The organism is Streptomyces angustmyceticus, from assembly GCF_040701845.1.
GTDB lineage: Bacteria > Actinomycetota > Actinomycetes > Streptomycetales > Streptomycetaceae > Streptomyces > Streptomyces angustmyceticus_A.
This window is the reverse complement of record NZ_JBFBHQ010000047.1, coordinates 1-21,951: the sequence shown is the minus strand read 5'-3', so window position 1 is coordinate 21,951 and position 21,951 is coordinate 1. Positions and strand designations below refer to the sequence as shown.

The following is a 21,951-nucleotide window of genomic DNA, read 5'->3' as shown; positions in this document are numbered from 1 at the left end:
CACTCACCGATCGCGTCCACCCCGCCCGCAAGCAGCCGCCAGAACTCCTCCGGCGAACCCACCCCACCGGGAAAACGGCAGCTCATCGCCACGATCGCCACCGGTTCCTGGCGCCCGGCCTCCACGTCCTGGAGGCGCTGGCGGGTCTGGTGGAGGTCGTGGGTGACCTTCTTGAGGTACTCGAGGAGCTTCTGTTCGTTCATGCACCCTCATCCACGTGGCGGTTCCGGGGGTCGTGCGGTCGGCGTGTCATGACATGCCGAGGTCGTTGTCGATGAAGTCGAAGATCTCGTCCGCGGTGGCGGAGTTGATCCGGTCGCTCACCCCGGCCTCGTCCGTCGCCTCCGCCTCGGGGACCTCCCGCTCGTGCCACTTCGCGAGCAGCGTCTGCAACCGGGAGGCGATCCTGGCCCGCTGTGGATCGTCCTGCGCCACCTCGGCGAGCAGGTCCTCCAGCCGGTCCAGCTCGGCGAGCGCGGGCCGCGCCCCGGCCGTGTCCCCCGCCACGACCTGCGTGCGCAGGTGACGGGCGAGGGCCGCGGCGGTCGGGTGGTCGAACAGCAGCGTGGCGGGCAGCTGGGTGCCGGTGGCGAGGCCGAGCCGGTTGCGCAGCTCGACGGCCATGAGCGAGTCGAAGCCCAGCTCGCTGAACGCCCGCTTCGGGTCGATCGCGTCCACGGAGTCGTGCCCGAGGACACCGGCGACATGGGTGCGGACGAGGGCGACCAGGACCCGTTCCTGGTCCGGCTCGCTCCGCCCGGCCAGCTGCGCGCGCAGCGCCGGGAGACCGCCCTGCCCGCCGCCGTCCGCGGACTCGCGCTCCGGGGCCGCCCGCCGGGCCTCCGGAAGGTCGCAGAACAGCGCGCTGGGCCGCACCGAGGCGAAGCCGGGGACGAACCGCGCCCAGTCCACATCGGCCACGGTCAGCGTGGTGTGGCCACGGGTGAGGGCCCGTTCCAGCGCGTCGACCGCGAGCCGCGGGTCGAGCGTGCCCATACCGCCGCGGCTGAGGCGCTCGGCCAACTGCTCGTCGCCCGCGGTGCCGGACGCCATGCCGGCGCCGGCCCACGGGCCCCAGGCGAGGGAGGTGGCCGGCAGGCCGAGAGCCTGCCGGTGCTCGGCGAGGGCATCCAAGTAGGCGTTGGCGGCGGCGTAGTTGGCCTGGCCGGTCGCCCCCGCCGTACCGGCGAAGGACGAGAACAGCACGAACGCCGAAAGGCCGTCGGTCAGCTCGTGCAGATGCGTCGCGGCCGCCATCTTGGACCGCAGCACGGCGTCCAGGCGGGCCCCGTCGAGCCCGGCGATCAGTCCGTCGTCGAGCACGCCCGCGGCATGGAACACCGCGTCGACGGGGTGCTCGGCGAGCAGCCGCGCCAACGCCTCACGGTCGGCGACATCGCAGGCGGCGAGCGTCACCCGGGTGCCCCGGGCGGTCAGTTCGGCCCGCAGCTCGGCCGCGCCCTCGGCCCGCGCGCCGCGCCGCCCCGCCAGAATCAGGTGCGCGGCGCCCCGGTCGGCCAGCCGGCGGGCCACGTGTGCGCCGATCGCTCCGGTGCCTCCGGTGACCAGGACGGTTCCGGTGCAGGCCCACGGCTCGTCGGTGCCGCGCCCGGCGGAGTCCGGGGCCTGGGCCCGGACCAGTCGCCGGACGAACACACCCGAGCCGCGGACGGCGACCTGGTCCTCGTCCCGCCCGGCCTCCAGGACCGCGCACAGCCGCTCCACGGCCCGCTCGTCGGGCACCGCGGGCAGATCGATCAGACCGCCCCAGCTCTGCGGCTGCTCCAGCGCGGCGACCCGTCCGAAGCCCCAGATCGCGGCCTGCACGGGGGACGGGACTGCCTCGCGCTCCTGCACCGCGACGGCCCCGGTGGTCGCGCACCACAGGGGCGCGCCGGTGCCCAGGTCGTCGAGGGCCTGGACGAGGGCCATGGTCGCGGCGAGTCCACCGGGCGTGGCGGGCTGGCTGCCGTGCGGTTCCTCGTCGGTGCCCAGCAGGGACAGCACCCCGTCCACGGGTCCCGACTCCTCCAGCAGCGCGCCCAGTTGGTCGGCGAGCGACTTGCGGTCGGCGCGACCGCAGTCGACCTCGAACGGGACCACCCCGGCGGCCCCATGGGCCGTGAGCCCGGCCGCGATCGCCGCCTCCCGGGCCCGGCCGCCGCGGCCCGCCGGGTGGGCGAGCAGCCAGGTGCCGGACAGCACGGGAGCCGGGGCGTCGCCGGCCGGCCGCCAGGCGACCCGGTATTCCCAGCCGTCGGCGACGGTGCGTTCGCGCTGCTGGTGGCGCCACGAGGACAGCGCGGGCAGTACCTCGCTCAGCGGAGCGTCACCGGCCAGGTGGAGCCGCTCGGCCAGCTCGCCCGGGTCGGCCTGTTCCACTGCGGCCCAGAACTGGTCGTCCACCGTCTGCGCCGCCTCGGCCCCGGCCTGCGGGCCGGCCGGCTCCAGCCAGTACCGACGGCGCTGGAAGGCGTAGGTGGGCAGCTCGACACGGCGCGCGCCCTCGCCGTACAGCGCGGCGGGACCCGCGCCGAGACCGCGTACGTGCAGGTGCGCCGCGGCCAGCAGGGCGCTGCGCACCTCGGGCCGGTCGCGCCGCAGGACGGGCAGCGCGGCGGCTTCCTCGCCGGGTTCGCGCAGGCTCTCCCATGCCGTGGCGGCAAGGGCGCCGTCGGGCCCCAGCTCCAGATACGTCCGTACGCCGTCGGCCTCCAGCCGGCGGATGCCGTCGCAGAAGCGGACGGCCTCGCGGACATGCCGCACCCAGTAGTCGGGCGAGGTCAGGTCGGCGTCGGCCGCCGGTTCCCCGGTGAGGTTGGAGATGACGGGCAGGCGCGGCGGTGCGTAGCGCACACCCCGCGCGATCTCCCCGAACTCGGCCAGCATCGTGTCCATCAGTGGAGAGTGAAACGCATGGCTGACCCGCAAACGCCTAGTCTTTCGCCCGCGCTCGGCCAGCTGTCCGGCGATCTCGGTGACCGCTTCCTGCTCACCGGAGACGACGACGGCCGACGGCCCGTTCACCGCGGCGATCCCGGCCCGGTCCGCCAGGCCCTCCAGAAGGGGCCGGACCTCTTCCTCGGCGGCCTGTACGGCGATCATGGCGCCGCCTTCGGGCAGTGCCTGCATCAGCCGGCCACGGGCGGCGACCAGACGGCACGCGTCCTCCAGGGCCAGCACGCCGGCCACATGCGCGGCGGTCAGCTCGCCGATGGAGTGGCCGATCAGGACATCGGGCCTGACACCCCACGAGGCGACGAGCGCATGGAGCGCCGTTCCCACCGCGAACAGCGCGGGCTGCGTGTAGGCGGTGCGATCGAGCAGCACGGCCTCGGGCGTGCCCTCGTCCGCGAAGACGAGTTCGCGCAGCGGCCGTTCGAGGTGGCGGTCGAACTCCGCACAGACCTCGTCGAAGGCCGTGGCATACGCGGGGAACCTCTCGTAGAGCTCGCGTCCCATGCCGGCGCGCTGGGATCCCTGGCCGCTGAACAGGAAGGCGAGCTTCCCGCCGGTGTCCGCGCGCCCGCGCACCAGCTCCGCCGGGTCCTCCCCGCGGGCCAGCGCGGCAAGGCCCGTCAGGAACGCGTCCCGGTCCTCGGCGACCAGCGCCGCGCGGTGGTCGAAGGCGGCCCGGGTGGTGGCGAGCGAGTACCCGATGTCGCGTACCGGCAGGTCCGGTCGGTCGGTGAGGTGGGCGCGCAGCCGCTTCGCCTGGTCGCGGAGTGCGGCGGCGGAGCGGGCGGACAGCGGCCAGACCACGGGTCCCGGCAGGTCGCCGGCCCCGTCGTCCCCGGCCCGCGCGGCACCGGCGGGCGCGGCGCCGTCCAGCTCGATGGCTCCCTCCGGCCCGCCGTCGACCGCCCCGTACTGTTCGAGCACCACATGCGCATTGGTGCCGCTGATCCCGAACGAGGACACCGCGGCCCGGCGCGGCAGTTCGCACTGCGGCCACTCCACGGCCCGGGTCAGCAGCCGCACCTCACCCGCCGACCAGTCGACGTGCGAGGACGGCTCGCCGACGTGCAGCGTGCGGGGCAGGACGCCCTTCTGGAGCGCCAGCACCATCTTGATCACACCGGCGATGCCGGCGGCGGCCTGGGTGTGCCCGATGTTGGACTTCACCGACCCCAGCCACAACGGCCGCTCGGCGTCCCGATCCTGACCGTAGGTGGCCAACAGCGCCTGCGCCTCGATCGGATCGCCCAGCGAGGTCCCGGTGCCATGTGCCTCGACCGCGTCCACCTCGTGGGCGTCGAGCCCGGCGTTGGCGAGCGCGGCCCGGATGACCCGCTGCTGGGAGGGGCCGTTGGGGGCGGTCAGACCGTTCGACGCGCCGTCCTGGTTGACCGCGGAGCCACGGAGCACGGCGAGCACCGGATGCCCGTTGCGCCGCGCGTCGGAGAGCCGCTCGACGAGGACGATGCCCGCGCCCTCGCCCCAGCCGGTGCCGTCCGCGTCGTCGGAGAAGGCCTTGCACCGCCCGTCGCCGGCCAGTCCGCCCTGCCGCCCGAACTCCACGAAGGCACCGGGGGTGGCCATCACCGTCACCCCGCCCGCGAGGGCGAGATCGCACTCCCCCAGCCGCAGGGCCTGGGCGGCGAGATGCAGCGCCACCAGCGACGACGAACAGGCCGTGTCGACGGTGACGGCGGGGCCTTCGAGACCGAGGGCGTAGGAGACCCGGCCGGACGTCACGCTGGTGGCATGGCCGGTGAGCAACTGTCCCTCGGTGCCCTCGGGCAGCGTGTGGGCCGCCGAGCCGTAGCCCTGGTAGTTCGTGCCCGCGAACACCCCGGTGCGGCTGCCGCGCAGCGCCGCCGGGTCGATGCCGGCCCGCTCCAGTGCCTCCCAGGAGATTTCCAGCAGCAGCCGCTGCTGCGGGTCCATGGTGACCGCCTCCCGCGGCGAGATGCCGAAGAAGTCCGCGTCGAAGTCACCGCTGTCGTAGAGGAATCCGCCCTCGACGCGGGAGGCGTCGTCACCGGTCTGCCAGCCCCGGTCGGCCGGCAGGGGCGACAGCGCGTCCACGCCGTCGGCCAGCAGCCGCCAGAACTCCTCGGGACTGCCCGCCCCACCGGGGAACCGGCAGCTCATGGCGACGACGGCGAGCTCCTCCTCGCCGGTCGCCGGACGGCCGGCCACAGCCACCGGGGCGGCAGCGGCCTCGTCGTCCCCGAACAGTTCGCTGCACACATGGCGGGCCAGCGCCACCGGCGACGGGTAGTCGAAGACGAGCGTCGCCGGCAGCCGCAGTCCGGTCGCGGCGCCCAGCCGGTTGCGCAGCTCGACGGCGGTCAGCGAGTCGATGCCCAGGCCGCGGAAGTCCCGTGCCGGTTCGACCGCTTCGGGGCCGGCGTGCCCGAGCACGAGCGCCGCCTGCGCCCGGACCAGTTCCAGCACCGCGGGTTCCCGCTCGGCGGGCGGCAGCGCGGCCAGCCCGGAACGCAGGTTGTCCGCGGCGTCACCGGTGGCCGAAGACGCGGCCGAGCGCCGGGCGGACCCGGTCACCAGTCCGCGCAGCAGGGCCGGCGGCGCGGAATGCGGCGCCCGCAGCGCCGCGTGGTCGAGCCGCACGGGGGCGTACACCGCTTCGGCCGTACGGAACGCGGCGTCGAACGCCGCCATGCCCTGCTCGGCCGTGAACGGCACCATGCCGCCGCGCGCCATACGCTGCAGATCGGCCTCCGCCAGCGCGCCGGTCATCCCCGCGCCGGGAGCCCACGGGCCCCAGGCGAGTGCGGTGGCGGGCAGCCCCGCCCCCTGCCTGGCCTGGGCGAACGCGTCCAGGAAGGCATTCGCCGCCGAGTAGTTGCCCTGCCCCGAGCCGCCGAACATGCCGGCGACCGAGGAGAAGACGACGAACGCCGCCAGGTCCGCGTGCCGGGTCAGCTCGTGCAGGTTGCGCACCGCGTCCGCCTTGGGCGCGAGCACCGTGTCCAGCCGCTCCGGTGTCAGCGAGGACAGCACACCGTCGTCCAGCACACCGGCCGTGTGCACGATGGCGGTGAGCGGGTGCTGCTCCGGTACCGAGTCCAGTAGCCCGCGCAGTGCCTCGCCGTCCGCGATGTCGCAGGCGGCGACGGTGACCTCGGCACCGAGCGCGGCGAGTTCCTCGCGCAGTGCGTCGACGCCGGGAGCCCGCGGCCCCCGACGACTGGACAGCAGCAGATGGCGTACCCCGTGCTCGGCCACCAGATGCCGCGCCACCAGCGCGCCCAGGCCACCTGTCCCGCCCGTGACCAGGACCGTTCCCTCCGCATCGAGCGGAACCGGCATCGTCAGCACGACCTTGCCGACGTTCTTGGCCTGGCTGAGGTAACGGAACGCCTCGGGCGCCTTGCGCACGTCCCACGCGGTGAGCGGCAGGGGCCGCAGCGCACCCCGTTCGAAGAGGGCGACGAGGGCGGTCAGCATCTCCCCGATCCGCTCCGGACCGGCGTCGAAGAGATCGAACGCCTGGTAGCGCACTCCCTCGTGTGCGGCGGCGACCTCCTGCGCGTCACGGACGTCGGTCTTGCCCATCTCCAGGAACCGACCGCCCCGCGGCAGCAGCCGCAGCGACGCGTCCACGAACTCCCGCGCCAGGGAGTCCAGCACCACATCCACACCCCGGCCACCGGTCGACGCCAGGAACGACTCCTCGAAATCCAGATCACGCGACGAAGCGATATGCGCCTCATCCAGACCCGAGCCGCGCAGGGTGTCCCACTTCCCCGGGCTCGCGGTACCGAACACCTCCGCACCCAGATGCCGCGCCAACTGCACCGCGGCCATACCGACGCCGCCGGCGGCGGCATGCACCAGCACCGATTCGCCCGCCTGCAGACCCCCCAGGTCCACCAACGCGTAGTAGGCCGTCAGGAACACCACCGGAACCGACGCCGCCTGCGCGAACGACCACCCCTCGGGTATCCGGGCGAGGGTGCGCGCATCGGCCACCGCGAGCGGCCCGAAGGACTGGGTGAAGAGCCCCATGACCCGGTCGCCCGGCGAGAGCCCGGTCACTCCCGGACCGACCTCGGTGACCACGCCGGCCCCCTCGATCCCCAGCGCCACGGCGTCACCCGGGTACATGCCCAGTGCGTTCAGCACATCTCGGAAGTTCAGACCGGCGGCACGTACCGCGATCCGCACCTGCCCGGCTCCCAACTCGGCATGTGCCGTGGGAGATGGGGCGAGGTGCAGGTTCTCCAGCGTGCCCTTGTCCGCGATGTCCAGGCACCACGCCCCGCTCTCCCCGGGCACCGGCAGCGCATCCGGCCGCACGTGCCTGCTGAGCCTCGGGACGTACACCTGCCCGGCGCGTACCGCCAGTTCGGGCTCGTCGCAGGCGAGTGCGGCGGGGAGCACGGCGAGGGACTCGCTCGCCCCGTCCAGGTCGACCAGCGTGAACCGGTCCGGGTGCTCCGAACGCGCCGCCCGGACGAGCCCCCAGACGGCGGCGAGCGCCGGATCCGGTCGCCGTTCGTCCACGGTGACCGCGCCCCGAGTGACGACGACCAGCCGGGCCGCGGCGAACCGCTCGTCGGCCAACCACGCCTGGAGGAACGCGAGCACCCGATGGGTCGCGGTGTGCGCGCCCGCGGCCGGTTCACTGTCGGGAGCATCCAGCAGAAGCAGGACGTGGGAGGGAGCCTCGTCCCGGGGAAGCGACGCGAGGTCCGGGTACACGGACGCGCCGGTCGCGGACACATCGAGCCGGCCGTCGGCGCCCTCGCACGCGTCGACGACCGCATCAACGGGTACCGCGGGCGCGGTGGGTCCGCCGGCCCCGGACGGCTCCGGCAGCGGGATCCAGTCCATCGTGTGCAGCGTGGTGTCCTGCAGGCCCGCCTTGGCCCGGGCGATCCCGTCGGCCGACACCGGTCGCAGCACCAGGGAGTCGATCGTCGCGACCGGTCCGCCCGAGGCGTCGGCCAGCTCCAGCGCGACCGAGTCGGGACCGTTCACGGACATCCGGGCACGCAGCACCGACGCGCCGGACGCGTGCAGGGTCGCCCCCGACCAGGAGAAGGGCAGCCTGCCCCGGCCCCGGTCCGCCGGGCCCTCGTCCGCCCGGTCCGGCTCCACGAGTCCGAGCGCGTGCAGCACCGAGTCCAGCAGCGCCGGGTGCAGCCCGAAGCCGGCCGCCTCGGGGACGGCGCTCTCCGGAAGTTCGACCGAGGCGAACAACTCGTCGCCACGGCTCCATACCTGCCGCAGACCACGGAAGACCGGACCGTAGCCGAACCCCGCTGCCGTCAGCCCCTCGTACAGCCCGTCGACGGAGACGCGCTCCGCACCGGCGGGCGGCCACTGGGACAGGTCCGTCCCGGGCGACGCGCCGTCCGTGGCGACTACGCCGACGGCATGGCGTACCCATGGCTGGTCGGCCTGCGCATCCTGCGGCCGGGAGTGGACGGTCAGCGTCCGGCGCCCGGTCTCGTCCGCGGCCCCGACGGCCACCTGGAGCTGTACGGCGCCCCGGTCCGGCACCACGAGGGGCGCCTGCAGCGTGAGTTCCTCCACCGTCCCGCAGCCGACCTGGTCGCCGGCGCGGACGGCCAGCTCCAGGAAGGCGGTGCCGGGGAGCAGGATCGAGCCCGAGACGACATGCTCGGCGAGCCAGGGCTGCGCGGCGACGGACACCCGCCCCGTGAACACCACGGCGCCGGCCTCGGCCGACCCGCAGGCGCCTTCGAAGCCGTCCGCACCATCCGCGCTGCCGGCCAGGGAGACAGCAGCACCCAGCAAGGGGTGCTGCGCGGACACCAGCCCGGCAGAACCGAGATCCCCGGCCGGCAGGCCGGTGAACCGGGGCCAGTAGCGCTGGTGTTGGAAGGCGTAGGTGGGGAGGTCTACGGGGGTGGGGGCGGTGGTGGTGCTTTCGGTCGCCGTGCTTTCGGTGGCTGTGCTTTCGGTCGCTGTGCTTTCGGTGGCTGTGGTGGAGAAGAAGGTCCGCCAGTTGATGGCGACGCCGTGGGCGAATGCGCGCCCGGCCGCGGAGAGTACCGCGGATATCTCGCCACGGTCGTCGCCGCGCAGGGTGGGGATCAGGACCTGGTCCGTGTCCACGTCAGCGTCGAGGCAGCCCTGCGCCATGGCGGTGAGGGTGCCGTCCGGGCCGATCTCCAGGAACCGGGTGACCTCGTACTCCGCCAGCAGGCGGATGCCGTCGGCGAAGCGGACGGCCTCGCGCACATGCCGCACCCAGTAGTCGGGGGACGTCAGTTCTTGTGGTGCGGCGAGTTCGCCGGTCAGATTGGAAACCACCGGGATACGGGGCTCTTCGTACGACACGCTCTCCGCGACGGCACGGAACTCGTCGAGCATCGGCTCCATCAACGGCGAGTGGAAGGCATGGCTCACCTGGAGCCGCTTCACCTTCCGGCCCGCGGACTCGAAACGCCCGGCGATCTCCGCGACCACGGACTCGTCACCGGAGACCACGACCGACCGCGGACCGTTCACCGCGGCGATGCTCACCCGCTGCTCCTGGCCCACCAGCAGCGGCAGCACCTCGTCCTCGGCGGCCTGAAGGGCGACCATCGCGCCACCCGCCGGCAGCGCCTGCATCAAGCGACCGCGCGCCGCGACCAGCCGGCACGCGTCCTCCAGCGACAGCACGCCCGCCACATGCACGGCCGCCAATTCGCCGATGGAATGCCCCACCAGATAGTCGGGCCGGACACCGAAGGACTCCACCAGCCGGAACAGCGCCACCTCCAGCGCGAACAACGCCGGCTGGGTGAACCCCGTCCGGTTCAGCTGCTCCGCGTCCTCGCCGAACACCACGTCCCGCAACGGAGCTGCCAGCTCGCCGTCGAAGTACGCGCAGACGGAGTCGAAAGCATCGGCGAAAGCCGGGAAGGTGTCATACAGCTCGCGGCCCATCCCCAGCCGCTGCGCGCCCTGCCCGGTGAACAGGAGAGCCAAGCGCGCTTCGGGTGCCGCCAGAGCACCCACCACGGAAGCGGCTTCACCTCCTGTGGCCAGCGCCCTGAGTCCGTCAACCAGCGCACCGCGCTCGGTGCCGAGGACGACGGCCCGGTGCTCGAAGGCGGATCGTGTCGTGGCGAGGGCGAACCCCACCTCGGACACGCCGAGTTCGGGCCGGGCCTCCACATGCGCCGACAACCGCTGCGCCTGCGCCCGCAGCCCCTCCCGGCTCCGCGCCGACACCACCCACGGCACCACACCCCCGATCACGTCCACCGGCCCGGCTTCCGCGCTCTCCTCCACCGGAGCCTGCTCGATCACCACATGCGCATTGGTGCCACTGACGCCAAAGGCAGAGACAGCCGCCCGACCCGGTCGGCCGCTCTCCGGCCATCCGACGGCTTCGGTGAGCAGCCGCACATTGCCCGCCGACCAGTCCACATGCGACGACGGCTCATCGACATGCAGCGTCCGCGGCAGGATGCCGTGCTGCAGGGCCAGCACCATCTTGATGACACCGGCCGCACCCGCGGCCGCCTGGGTGTGCCCGATATTGGACTTCACCGACCCCAGCCACAACGGCCGCTCGGCGTCCCGATCCTGACCGTAGGTGGCCAACAGCGCCTGCGCCTCGATCGGGTCTCCCAGCGACGTGCCCGTACCGTGCGCCTCGACCACATCCACGTCCGACGGCGACAGTCCCGCGCCCGCCAGCGCCTGCCGGATCACCCGCTGCTGCGACGGACCGTTCGGCGCCGTCAAACCATTCGACGCACCATCCTGATTCACCGCACTGCCACGCACCACCGCCAGCACCCGATGCCCGTTGCGCCGGGCATCCGACAGCCGCTCCACCACCAGGACACCGGCGCCCTCGGCCCACCCGGTGCCGTCCGCAGCATCCGAGAACGCCTTGCACCGGCCATCAGCGGCAAGGCCGCGCTGCTGGCTGAATTCGATGAACGCACCCGGCGTCGACATCACGGTCACACCGCCGGCAAGCGCCAGATCGCATTCGCCCGAGCGCAGGGACTGCACCGCCAGGTGCAAGGCGACCAGCGACGACGAACACGCCGTGTCCACCGTGACCGCCGGTCCCTCCAGACCCAGCGCATACGACACCCGACCCGACACCACAGCTGCCGCATTCCCGGTACCGAGATAGCCGTCCTGTCCCTCCGGAGTGCTCAGCAGCAGGGCGGGGTAGTCCTGGCCGTTGGAGCCGACGAAGACCCCGGCCCGGCTCCCCCGCAGGGTCTGCGGATCAATGCCGGAACGCTCAAGCGCCTCCCAGGAGGTCTCCAGCAGCAGTCGCTGCTGCGGGTCGATCGCCACCGCTTCACGCGGGCTGATACCGAAGAACGCCGGGTCGAACTGGTCGACCCCGCCGACGAATCCGCCGTGGCGCGAGTAGCTCTTGCCCGGCTGCCCCGGGGTGGGGTCGTAGAGGGCGTCGAGGTCCCAGCCGCGGTCATCAGGAAGCTCGGAGATGGCGTCCTCGGCCCCGGCCACCAGCCGCCACAGGTCCTCAGGACTGGCGACCCCGCCGGGAAGCCGGCAGCTCATCCCGACGATGACCACCGGATCGTCCGATACGGAAGCCGGCACCGGCAGACCGGGTCCCGCATCCGCCCCGGTGCCGAACAGCTCATCGCCCAAGAAGCGCGCCAGCTCGACCGGCGTCGGATAGTCGAAGACGACGGTGGTGGGCAGCCGCAGACCGGTTTCGGTGTTCAACCGGCCGCGCAGCTCCACGGCGGTCAGCGAGTCGAAGCCGAGGTCTCGGAAGGCGGAGCGCGCTTCGAGCGACTCCGGCTTGTGGTAGCCGAGGACCGCTGCGGCGTGCGTACGCACCAGGTCCAGCAGTGCCCGCTCCCGCTCCACCACCGAGAGCCCGGACAACCGCTCCCGCACCACGCCGGCGCCGGAACCCTCACCACCGGCGCCGTCAGCCAACGCTGCCCGCACCTCCGGCAGGTCCTCCAGCAACGGACTCGGACGGGCACCGGTGAACGCCGGAGCGAAGCGCTCCCACGCCACGTCCGCCACGACCACCGAACCCTCACCCGCGCCGACAGCCGACTCCAGAGCCGACACCGCCCGGACCGGATCCAGCGCCCTCAGGCCACGGCGCAGCAGATGCGCCTCCGCACCCTCCGCACCGGCCATCCCCCCACCGGCCCACGGACCCCACGCCACCGCACATCCCACCGCGCCTCGCGCACGACGCGCTTCGACCAGCCCCTCGACGAAGGCGTTCCCCGCCGCGTACGCCGCCTGACCGCCACTCCCCCACACACCAGCGATCGACGAGAACACCACAAAGGCATCCAGTGCACGGTCACCCAGCACCTCATCCAGCACCACGGCACCGGAGACCTTCGCTCCCATGACCTCAGCGAAGTGCTCCGCATCCACGTCGTCCAGGGGCACGGAATCCACCACACCCGCCGCATGCACCACCGCATCCACGGTGCACCCGGACAGCAGAGCCTCGACCGCGTCCCGATCCGTGACATCGCACGCCGCCACCGTCACCTGCACACCCAGGCCGGACAGCTCCGCCTCCAGCTCCACCGCACCAGGAGCCTCCCCACCACGACGACTCGTCAGCACCACATGGTCCGCACCACGCTCGGCCACCCAACGCGCCACACGAGCGCCCAGCGCACCCGTACCACCCGTGACCAGCACCGTTCCCCGCGGCTGCCAACCACCAGCCGCGTCCCCGGAGGGAGCCGGAGCACGCACCAGCCGCCGCCCGAACACCCCCGATGCCCGCACCGCAACCTGATCCTCGCCGGCATCGGCCAATATGCCCACGAGCCGATCGAGAGCCCTACGGTCCACGGCCTCCGGAAGATCCACCAGACCGCCCCAACGATCCGGGAACTCCAGCGCAGCCACCCGACCCAGGCCCCACACCGCCGCACCCACCGGATCCGGACCACCGTCCGACCGGCCCACCGCGACAGCCCCCCGCGTCACCAGCCACACCCGCCCACCGACACCGGCGTCCCCCAGCGCCTGCACCACCACGGCACTACGCGCCACATCCGCGCAGCCCACCACCAGCACCCCGGCAACCGGGTCCTCACCCGCCACCTCACGCACCCGCTCGGCCAACCGTCCCCGGTCCACCTCCCCCGCGACACACTCCACCCGCTCAGTCGCCACACCACACGCCGACAGCCCCTCCATCACGGCCTCGGACCACGCCTCACCCGCGGCCACCACCGCAAGCCAACGGCCGCCCAGCACCCCACCCGACGGCGCCACCAACCGCTTCCACTCCACCCGGTACCGCCAGCTGTCCACGGCGGACTGCTCGTGCGGCTCGGGAGCGGCGCCCGTCGACTCCAGCCAGTAGCGCTCGCGCTGGAACGCGTAGGTGGGCAGATCCACCCGCCGCGCTCCGGTGCCCGCGAAGTACGCGGCCCAGTCGAACGGTGCGCCCGACGCGAAGGCGCCGGCCATCGCCGACATCAGCGAGTCGGTCTCGGGCCGGTTCGCCCGCAGGGAGGGCAGGAACACCCGCTCGGTGTCCTCGTCCCCGGCGTCCGAGAGGCAGGCCTGTGCCATGGCGGTCAGGGTGCCTCCGGGGCCCAGCTCCAGGAGCCGGGTCACGCCGTGTTCCGCGAGCCAACGGACGCCGTCGGCGAACCGGACGGCATCCCGCACGTGCCGCACCCAGTAGTCGGGCGACGTCAGTTGCTCCGTCGTGGCGAGTTCACCGGTCACATTCGAGACCACCGGGATACGCGGCTCCGCGAACGTCACGCTCTCCGCGACTCCGCGGAACTCCTCCAGCATCGGGTCCATCAACGGCGAGTGGAAGGCGTGGCTGACCCGCAGCCGCTTCACCTTCCGACCCTGCTCCTCGAATCGCCCGGCGATCTGAGCAACCACCGCTTCCTCACCGGAGACCACCACCGCCTGCGGACCGTTCACCGCAGCGACACTCACCCGCTGCTCAAGTCCCTCCAGCAGCGGCAACACCTCCGCCTCCGACGCCTGAAGCGACACCATCGCCCCACCCGCCGGCAGCGCCTGCATCAGCCGGCCGCGAGCAGCGACCAGCCGGCACGCGTCCTCCAGCGACAGCACGCCCGCCACGTGCGCGGCCGTCAACTCGCCGATGGAATGCCCCACCAGGAATTTGGGCTTGAGGCCCCAGGACTCGATCAGCCGGTAGAGGGCCACTTCCACGGCGAAGAGCGCGGGCTGGGTGAAGGCGGTCCGGTGGAGGGCATCGGCATCGGGGGCGTCGTCGAAGACGACCTCGCGCAGCGGGCGCTCCAGGTGGACGTCGAGGAGCGCACACGTCTCGTCGAATGCCGCGGCGAAGGCCGGGAACGCGGCGTACACCTCACGCCCCATTCCTGCGCGTTGGGCGCCCTGGCCGGTGAAGAGGAAGGCGGTGGCACCGCGCGTCGTGCGGCCGCCGACCACGTCGGCGCCGGGTCCCCCGATGCCGGTGGTGGCCAGTTCCGCCAGTCCTCGCAGGGCCGCGGTCCGGTCCTCGGCGAGCACCACGGCGCGGTGTTCGAAAGCGGTTCGCGTGGTGGTCAGGGAGTGGCCGACATCGGTCAGGTCCAGCTCGTCCCGCTTGACCCGCGTCAGCAACCGTGCCGCTTGTGCCCGCAGTGCGTCCGCGCTGCGGGCGGACACCACCCAGGGCACGAGGGGGAGCGCTCGGGCGGTCGCGCCGTCGTCCTCCGGTGCCGGGGCCGGGGCGTCCTCGGTCTCCGGTGCTTCTTCCAGGATCGCGTGTGCGTTGGTTCCGCTGATGCCGAAGGACGAGACCCCGGCGCGGCGCGGGCGCCCGTCCTGCTGCCATGGCGTCGCCTCGGTCAGCAGCTCGACATCGCCGGCCGTCCACTCGATATGGCGGGACGGCTCGGAGATGTGCAGGGACTTGGGCAGCGTCCCGTGGTGCATGGCCATCACCATTTTGATGACGCTGCCGACGCCGGCCGCCGACTGGGTGTGGCCGATGTTGGATTTGAGCGAGCCGAGGCGCAACGGCCCGTGGTCCGCACGGTCCTTTCCGTAGGTGGCGAGCAGCGCCTGTGCCTCGATGGGGTCACCCAGCGAGGTACCCGTGCCGTGGGCGTCGACGGCGTCGACCTCGCTCGGCGAGAGTCCGGCCCGGGACAGCGCGGAGCGGATCACCCGCTGCTGCGAGGGGCCGTTGGGGGCGGTCAGCCCGTTGGAGGCGCCGTCGGAGTTGATGGCGGTGCCCCGGACGACGGCCAGCACCGGATGGCCGTTCTTCCGCGCGTCGGACAGCCGCTCGACGAGCAGCATGCCGGCGCCCTCCGACCAGCCGGTGCCGTCCGCGTCGTCGGAGAACGGCTTGCAGCGGCCGTCGGCGGCCAGGCCGCGCTGCCTGCTGAACTCGAAGAACATGGCCGGGGTGCACATCACGGCGACCCCGCCGGCCAGCGCCAGATCGCATTCGCCGCGGCGCAGCGCGTGGCACGCCCAGTGCAGGGCGACCAGTGATGAGGAGCATGCCGTGTCGACCGTGACGGCGGGGCCTTCGAGGCCGAGGGTGTAGGCGATCCGGCCGGAGGCCACGGAGGTGGCGTTCCCGGCGAGGAGCAGCCCTTGTACGCCTTCGGGGAGGTCGGCGACGCCGATGCCGTACCCCGAGGTGGCGGCGCCGACGAACACTCCGCCGTTGGAGCCGCGCACCGACGCCGGGTCGATACCCGCGCGTTCGAAGGCCTCCCAGGCCACTTCGAGCAGCAGCCGTTGCTGCGGGTCGGTGGCCAGCGCCTCCCGTGGGCTCATCCCGAAGAACGCCGGGTCGAAGTACCCCGCGTCGTGGAGGAAGCCGCCTTCGCGCACATAGATCGAGCCCGGCTTCTCCGGGTCCGGATCGTAGGCCGCGTCGACGTCCCAGCCCCGGTCGACGGGGAAGCCGGAGACCGCGTCTCCCCCTTCGGCGACCAGCTGCCACAGGTCTTCCGGAGTACGCACGCTGCCGGGGTAGCGGCAGCTCATCGCGACGATGGCGATGGGCTCCTGGTCTCTGCCCTCGGCTTCGCGAAGCTGGCGACGGGTCTGCCGAAGCTCGGTCGTCACCCGCTTCAGGTACTCCATGTACTTCTCGTCGTCAGCAGCCACCCACGTCACATCCTCGAACAGAGCCGAGCGGTTCCCCGCGTCCGGTCACGACGTTCCCAATTCCTTGTCGATGAGGTCGAAGAGTTCGCCGGCGGTCGATGCCGAGGCCAGTTCTCCGTCATCCTCATCGCTTTCCGCGTACGGATCCGCGCCTTGCTCCTGCTTGCCGTCGCCCTGCCAGTGCGCGGCCAGTGCCCGCAGCCGGCCGGCGATCTCGGCCCGTTCCTCGTCCCCGACCGTGGCCCCGGCCAGTGCCGCCTCCAGGCGGGTGAGCTCGCCGAGGATCGGCTGCGCACCCGAGGTCTCGGGCAGCTCGATCTCGTCCAGGACATGGCGGACCAGGACGAGCGGTGTCGGGTAGTCGAAGACGAGGGTGGCGGGCAGTCTGAGCCGGGTCGCCGCGTTGAGGTGGTTGCGGAGTTCCACCGCCGTCAGCGAGTCGAAGCCCAGTTCCTTGAAGGCCTGGTCGGGTTCGATGTCCTCGGCGGATCCGTGTCCGAGGACGAGGGCCACCTGCGCGCAGACCAGGTCGAGCAGATGCTGTTCGCGGTCCGCCGCAGGCAGCGCGGCCAGTCGCCCCGCGAGACCCTGCGCCGCTTCGGTTCCCTTCGCCGCGGCGGCGGTCGCGGTCCGGCGCCGGGCGGGTGCCCGGACCAGGCCGCGCAGCAGCGGCGGTACGGCCTCGGGGTGGGCGCGCAGCGGCGCCGTGTCGAGGTTCATCGGGAGCAGCAGCGGCCGGGCCAGGTCCCGGGCGGTGTCGAGCAGGCCGAGCCCCTGTTCCGGGGTGAGCGCGAGCATGCCGCCGCGGGCCATCCGCTGAAGGTCGGCTTCGCCGAGTTCGCCCGTCATGCCGACGCCGGGGGCCCAGGCGCCCCATGCCAGCGACTGTGCGGGGAGCCCCAGTCCACCGCGCCGGCAGGCCAGCGCGTCCACGAAGGCGTTCGCCGCCGCGTAGTTGGCCTGCCCGGCGCTGCCGAACGTGCCCGCCACCGAGGAGAAGACGACGAACGCCGCCAGGTCCGCGTGCCGGGTCAGCTCGTGCAGGTTGCTCACCGCGTCCACCTTGGGCGCGAGCACCGTGTCCAGCCGCTCCGGTGTCAGCGAGGACAGCACGCCGTCGTCCAGCACACCGGCCGTGTGCACGACCGCGGTGAGCGGGTGCTGCTCCGGTACCGAGTCCAGCAGCCCGCGCAGGGCCTCGCGGTCGGCGCTGTCGCAGGCGGCGACGGTGACCTCGGCACCGAGCGCGGCGAGTTCCTCGCGCAGTGCGTCGACGCCCGGGGCCCGTGCTCCGCGCCGGCTGGCCAGGAGGAGGTGGCGCACTCCGTGCTCGGTCACCAGGTGCCGGGCCACCAGCGCGCCCAGGCCTCCCGTACCACCGGTCACCAGCGCCGTGCCCTGCGGATCGAGGGGCGCCGGCACGGTCAGCACGACCTTGCCGATGTGCCGGGCCTGGCTGAGGTGCCGGAAGGCCTCCGGCGCGCGGCGTACGTCCCAGGCCGTCACCGGCAGGGGCCGCAGGGCGCCCTTCTCGAAGAGGTCGAGGAGGGCGGTCAGCATCTCCCCGATCCGGTCCGGACCGGCCTCCCAGAGGTCGAATGCCCGGTAGCGCACACCGTCGTGGCCGGCCGCGACCTCCTGCGCGTCACGGACATCGGTCTTGCCCATCTCCAGGAACCGACCGCCGCGTGGCAGCAGCCGCAGCGAGGCGTCCACGAACTCCCGCGCCAGGGAGTCCAGCACCACATCCACACCCCGGCCACCGGTCTCGGCGAGGAAGGACGGCTCGAAGTCGAGGTCACGTGAGGACGCGATATGCGCCTCGTCCAGACCCGACGACCGCAGCGTCTCCCACTTGCCCGGGCTCGCGGTGCCGAACACCTCGGCGCCCAGGTGCCGGGCCAGCTGCACGGCGGCCATACCGACGCCGCCGGCGGCGGAGTGCACCAGCACCGATTCGCCCGCCTGCACCTCGCCGAGTTCCACCAGCGCGTAGTACGCCGTCAGGAACACGACGGGAACCGAGGCGGCCTGTGCGAACGACCAGCCCTCGGGGATGCGGGCCAGCAGCCGGCGGTCGGCCACCGCGAGGGGCCCGAAGGCGCCGAAGAACATGCCCATCACCCGGTCGCCGGGCCGGAGGTCCTGCACTCCGGGACCGACCTCCAGCACCACCCCGGCGCCCTCACTGCCGAGTGCGCCGGCCTCACCGAGGTACATCCCCAGCGCATTGAGCACATCGCGGAAGTTGACGCCTCCGGCACGCACCCCGACGCGGACCTGTCCGGGCTCCAACTCGGCTGCCGCGTCCGGGCATTCGGTCAGGAGCAGGTTGTCCAGGGTGCCCTTGTCGGCGATGTCGAGCCGCCAGGCGTCCCCGCTCCCGTCCGTGTCGGGCCGGCGCAGCGCCTCCGTGGACGCGACCCGGGCCAGGCGCGGCACGTGCAGCGCGCCCGCCCGTACCGCGGCCTCGGGCTCTGCGCTCGCGAGGGCGCCGGGCACGGCCGCGATCGAGGCTGCCGTGCCGTCGAGGTCCAGGAGCGTGAACCGGCCCGGGTTCTCCACCCCGGCGGCCCGCACCAGACCCCAGACGGCGGCCTGCGCCGGGTCGGGGTGGTCGGCGTCCGAGGTGCTCACTGCGCCGTGCGTGAGGATGACCAGCCGGGAGGCCGCGAAGCGGTCGTCGGCCAGCCACTTCTGGAGCAGCGCGAGCGTGTCGTGGGCCGCGGTGTGCGCCCCGGCTGCCGCGTCGGACGGGTCCGCCGTCCTGGTGGCGTTGACGAGTACCACCGGGGGCGTCTCGTCGGCGAGCTCGCTCAGGCCGTCGGTTGCCTCCACCCGTACGCCGGCGCCGTCCAGGGCCACGGCCAGCGCCATGTTCCCGACGACCGCCCACTGCTCGTCGGACGGGGCGGTGGGCGTCGGCACGGTGACCCAGTCCACCTGGAACAGCGCGTCGTGGTAGGCGGCGGCGCCGCTCACCTGCTCACCGGAGACCTGGCGGAGCATCAGCGACTCGATGGAGGCGACCACGCCTCCTGTGGGGTCGGCCAGTTCGAGAGAGACCGACTCGGGTCCGGCCTGGACCAGACGCACCCGCAGGGCGGTGGCTCCGGCGGCCTTCAGGGAAACCCCGTTCCAGGAGAACGGCAGCCGTCCACGGCCGACGTCCTCCATGGACACGAACATCATCGCGTGCAGCGCGGAGTCGAGCAGCGCGGGATGCAGACCGAACGCGCCGGCCAGCCCGTCGTGCTCCTCCGGCAGTCCGACCTCGGCGAAGATCTCATCGCCCCGCTGCCAGACGGCCCGCAGCCCACGGAAGACCGGGCCGTAGGCGAACCCGGCCTCGGCGAAACGACCGTAGAAGTCGTCGACCGAGGTGGCGTCCGCGTCGCGCGGCGGCCAGACGGTGAAGTCGTACGGCTCGCTCTGATCCGCGGCTGCTCCGGAGGACACCACGCCGCTGGCGTGGAGCACCCACGGCTGCTCGGCGAGGTCGCTCTCCGGCCGTGAGTACAGGTTCAGCGTCCGCCGCCCGGACTCGTCCGACGGCTCCACGGCGAGCTGCAACTGCACCGCACCGCGCTCGGGCAGGACGAGCGGCGCGGCGATGGTGAACTCGTCCACGCGGTCGCAGCCCACCTCGTCGGCGGCGCGGACGGCCAGTTCGAGGAAGCCGGTGCCGGGGAACAGGACGGTCCCGGTCACCGCGTGGTCGCCGAGCCACGGGTGGGTGTGCAGCGACAGCCTTCCGGTGAAGAGGTAGGCGTCCGACCCGGCCACCTCGACGGCCGCGCCGAGCAGGGGGTGGTCCGCCGAGCCGAGACCCGCCGAGCTGATATCGCCGGTCGGCAGGACGGGCGGCTTGGGCCAGAAGCGGTGCCGCTGGAACGCGTAGGTCGGCAGTCCGACGCGCCGGGCATCGCCGTCGGTGAAGGCGGCCTCCCAGGTCAGCGGCGTCCCGGCGGTGAACACCTGGGCGAGGGCGGTGAGCAGTCCGGCCGCCTCGGGGCGGTCCTTGCGCAAGGCGGGGACGAGGAGACGGTCCGGGCCCGTGTCGGCGTCGAAGCAGCCCTGCGCCATGGCGGTCAGAGTGCCGTCGGGGCCGATCTCCAGGAACCGGGTGACCTCGTGCTCCGCCAGCCACCGGACTCCGTCGGCGAAGCGGACGGCGCCGCGGACATGACGCACCCAGTAATCGGGAGAGGTCAGTTCCTCCGGCGTGGCGAGCGTGCCGGTGACGTTCGAGACCACCGGGATCCGGGGTTCCCCGTACGACACGCTTTCGGCGACGGCACGGAAGGCGTCGAGCATCGGCTCCATCAGAGGTGAATGGAAGGCATGGCTCACCTGGAGCCGCTTCACCTTCCGGCCCGCGGACTCGAAACGCCCGGCGATCTCCGCCACGGCGCGTTCCACACCGGCAATCACGGTCGACCGCGGACCGTTCACCGCGGCGATGCTCACCCATTGCTCCTGGCCTTCCAGCAGCGGCCACACCTCGTCCTCGGTGGCTTGGAGGGAGACCATCGCACCGCCGGCCGGCAATTCCTGCATCAACCGGCCGCGGGCAGCGACCAGCCGGCACGCGTCCTCCAGCGACAGCACGCCGGCCACATGAGCGGCCGCCAATTCGCCGATGGAATGCCCCACCAGGAAATCGGGCCGGACTCCGAACGACTCCACCAGCCGGAACAGCGCCACTTCAACGGCGAACAACGCCGGCTGAGTGAAACGGGTCTGGTTCAGCGCCTCCGCGTCCCCATCGGCATTTCCGAGAGCCTCTTCACCGAAGACCACGCCCCGCAGCGGAGACGCCAATTCGCTGTCGAAGTGGGCACAGACGGAGTCAAAGGAGTCCGCGAAGACCGGGAACGCGTCGTACAATTCCCGGCCCATTCCGAGACGTTGTGCGCCCTGGCCCGTGAACAGCAGTGCCAGCCGGCCGTCCGCCTTTGCCGTGCCGGTGACCGCGTTCGGCGCGGTTTCGTCGGCCGCCACGGCGGCCAGAGCGCGCAGCAACTCGTCCCGGTCCGTCCCGAGGACCACGGCACGGTGTTCCATGACCGACCGGGTGGTGGCCAGTGACAGCCCCACGTCGGCGGTGCGCAGGGCCGGGAAGTTCTCGGCGTGTGCGAGCAGCCGGGCGGCCTGCGCACGGAGGGCGGCCCTCGTCCTACCGGTGATCACCCAGGGGGCGGGAGCGGCCTCCTCCGCCGCCGTCCGGACCTCCTCGGCGGGCGCGACGTCCGCGGCGGGGGCGGCGTCCTCGAACGGGCCGGCATCCTCGGACGGGGCCTCCTCCAGGATCGTGTGGGCGTTGGTGCCGCTGATGCCGAAGGAGGACACACCGGCACGGCGCGGCCGGCCTGTCTCCGGCCACCGCACCGACTCGGTCAGCAGCCGCACCTCCCCCGCCGTCCAGTCCACATGCGACGACGGCTCATCGACGTGCAGGGTCTGCGGAAGGACGCCGTGCTGCAACGCCAGCACCATCTTGATGACACCCGCCACACCCGCGGCCGCCTGCGTATGCCCGATGTTCGACTTCACCGAACCCAGCCACAACGGCCGCTCCCCCTCCCGGCCCTGGCCATATGTCGCCAGCAACGCCTGCGCCTCGATCGGATCACCCAGCGACGTGCCCGTCCCGTGCGCCTCGACCACATCCACATCCGACGGCGACAGTCCCGCACCCGCCAGCGCCTGCCGGATCACCCGCTGCTGCGACGGACCATTCGGCGCCGTCAAACCATTCGACGCACCATCCTGATTCACCGCACTCCCACGCACCACCGCCAACACCCGATGACCATTACGCCGCGCATCCGACAACCGCTCCACCACCAACACACCCACACCCTCGGAAAACCCCGCACCATCCGCAGCATC

At 72.8% G+C, this 21,951-nt stretch carries 3 protein-coding genes; all 3 read right to left on the bottom strand.

Translation table 11 applies throughout. From position 1 onward, the window contains the following. A partial coding sequence (locus tag AB0411_RS37395) for a polyketide synthase docking domain-containing protein (protein WP_366421693.1) occupies positions 1-203 on the bottom strand: 203 nt, incomplete at its 3' end. Positions 204-249: 46 nt separating this feature from the next. Next, a complete protein-coding gene (locus tag AB0411_RS37390) occupies positions 250-16,056 on the bottom strand; it encodes a type I polyketide synthase (RefSeq protein WP_437044500.1) in 15,807 nt (5,268 codons plus the stop codon). A gap of 45 nt (positions 16,057-16,101) precedes the next feature. Beyond that, the coding region (locus tag AB0411_RS37385; RefSeq protein WP_366421692.1) for an SDR family NAD(P)-dependent oxidoreductase at positions 16,102-21,951 on the bottom strand (5,850 nt) is incomplete at its 5' end.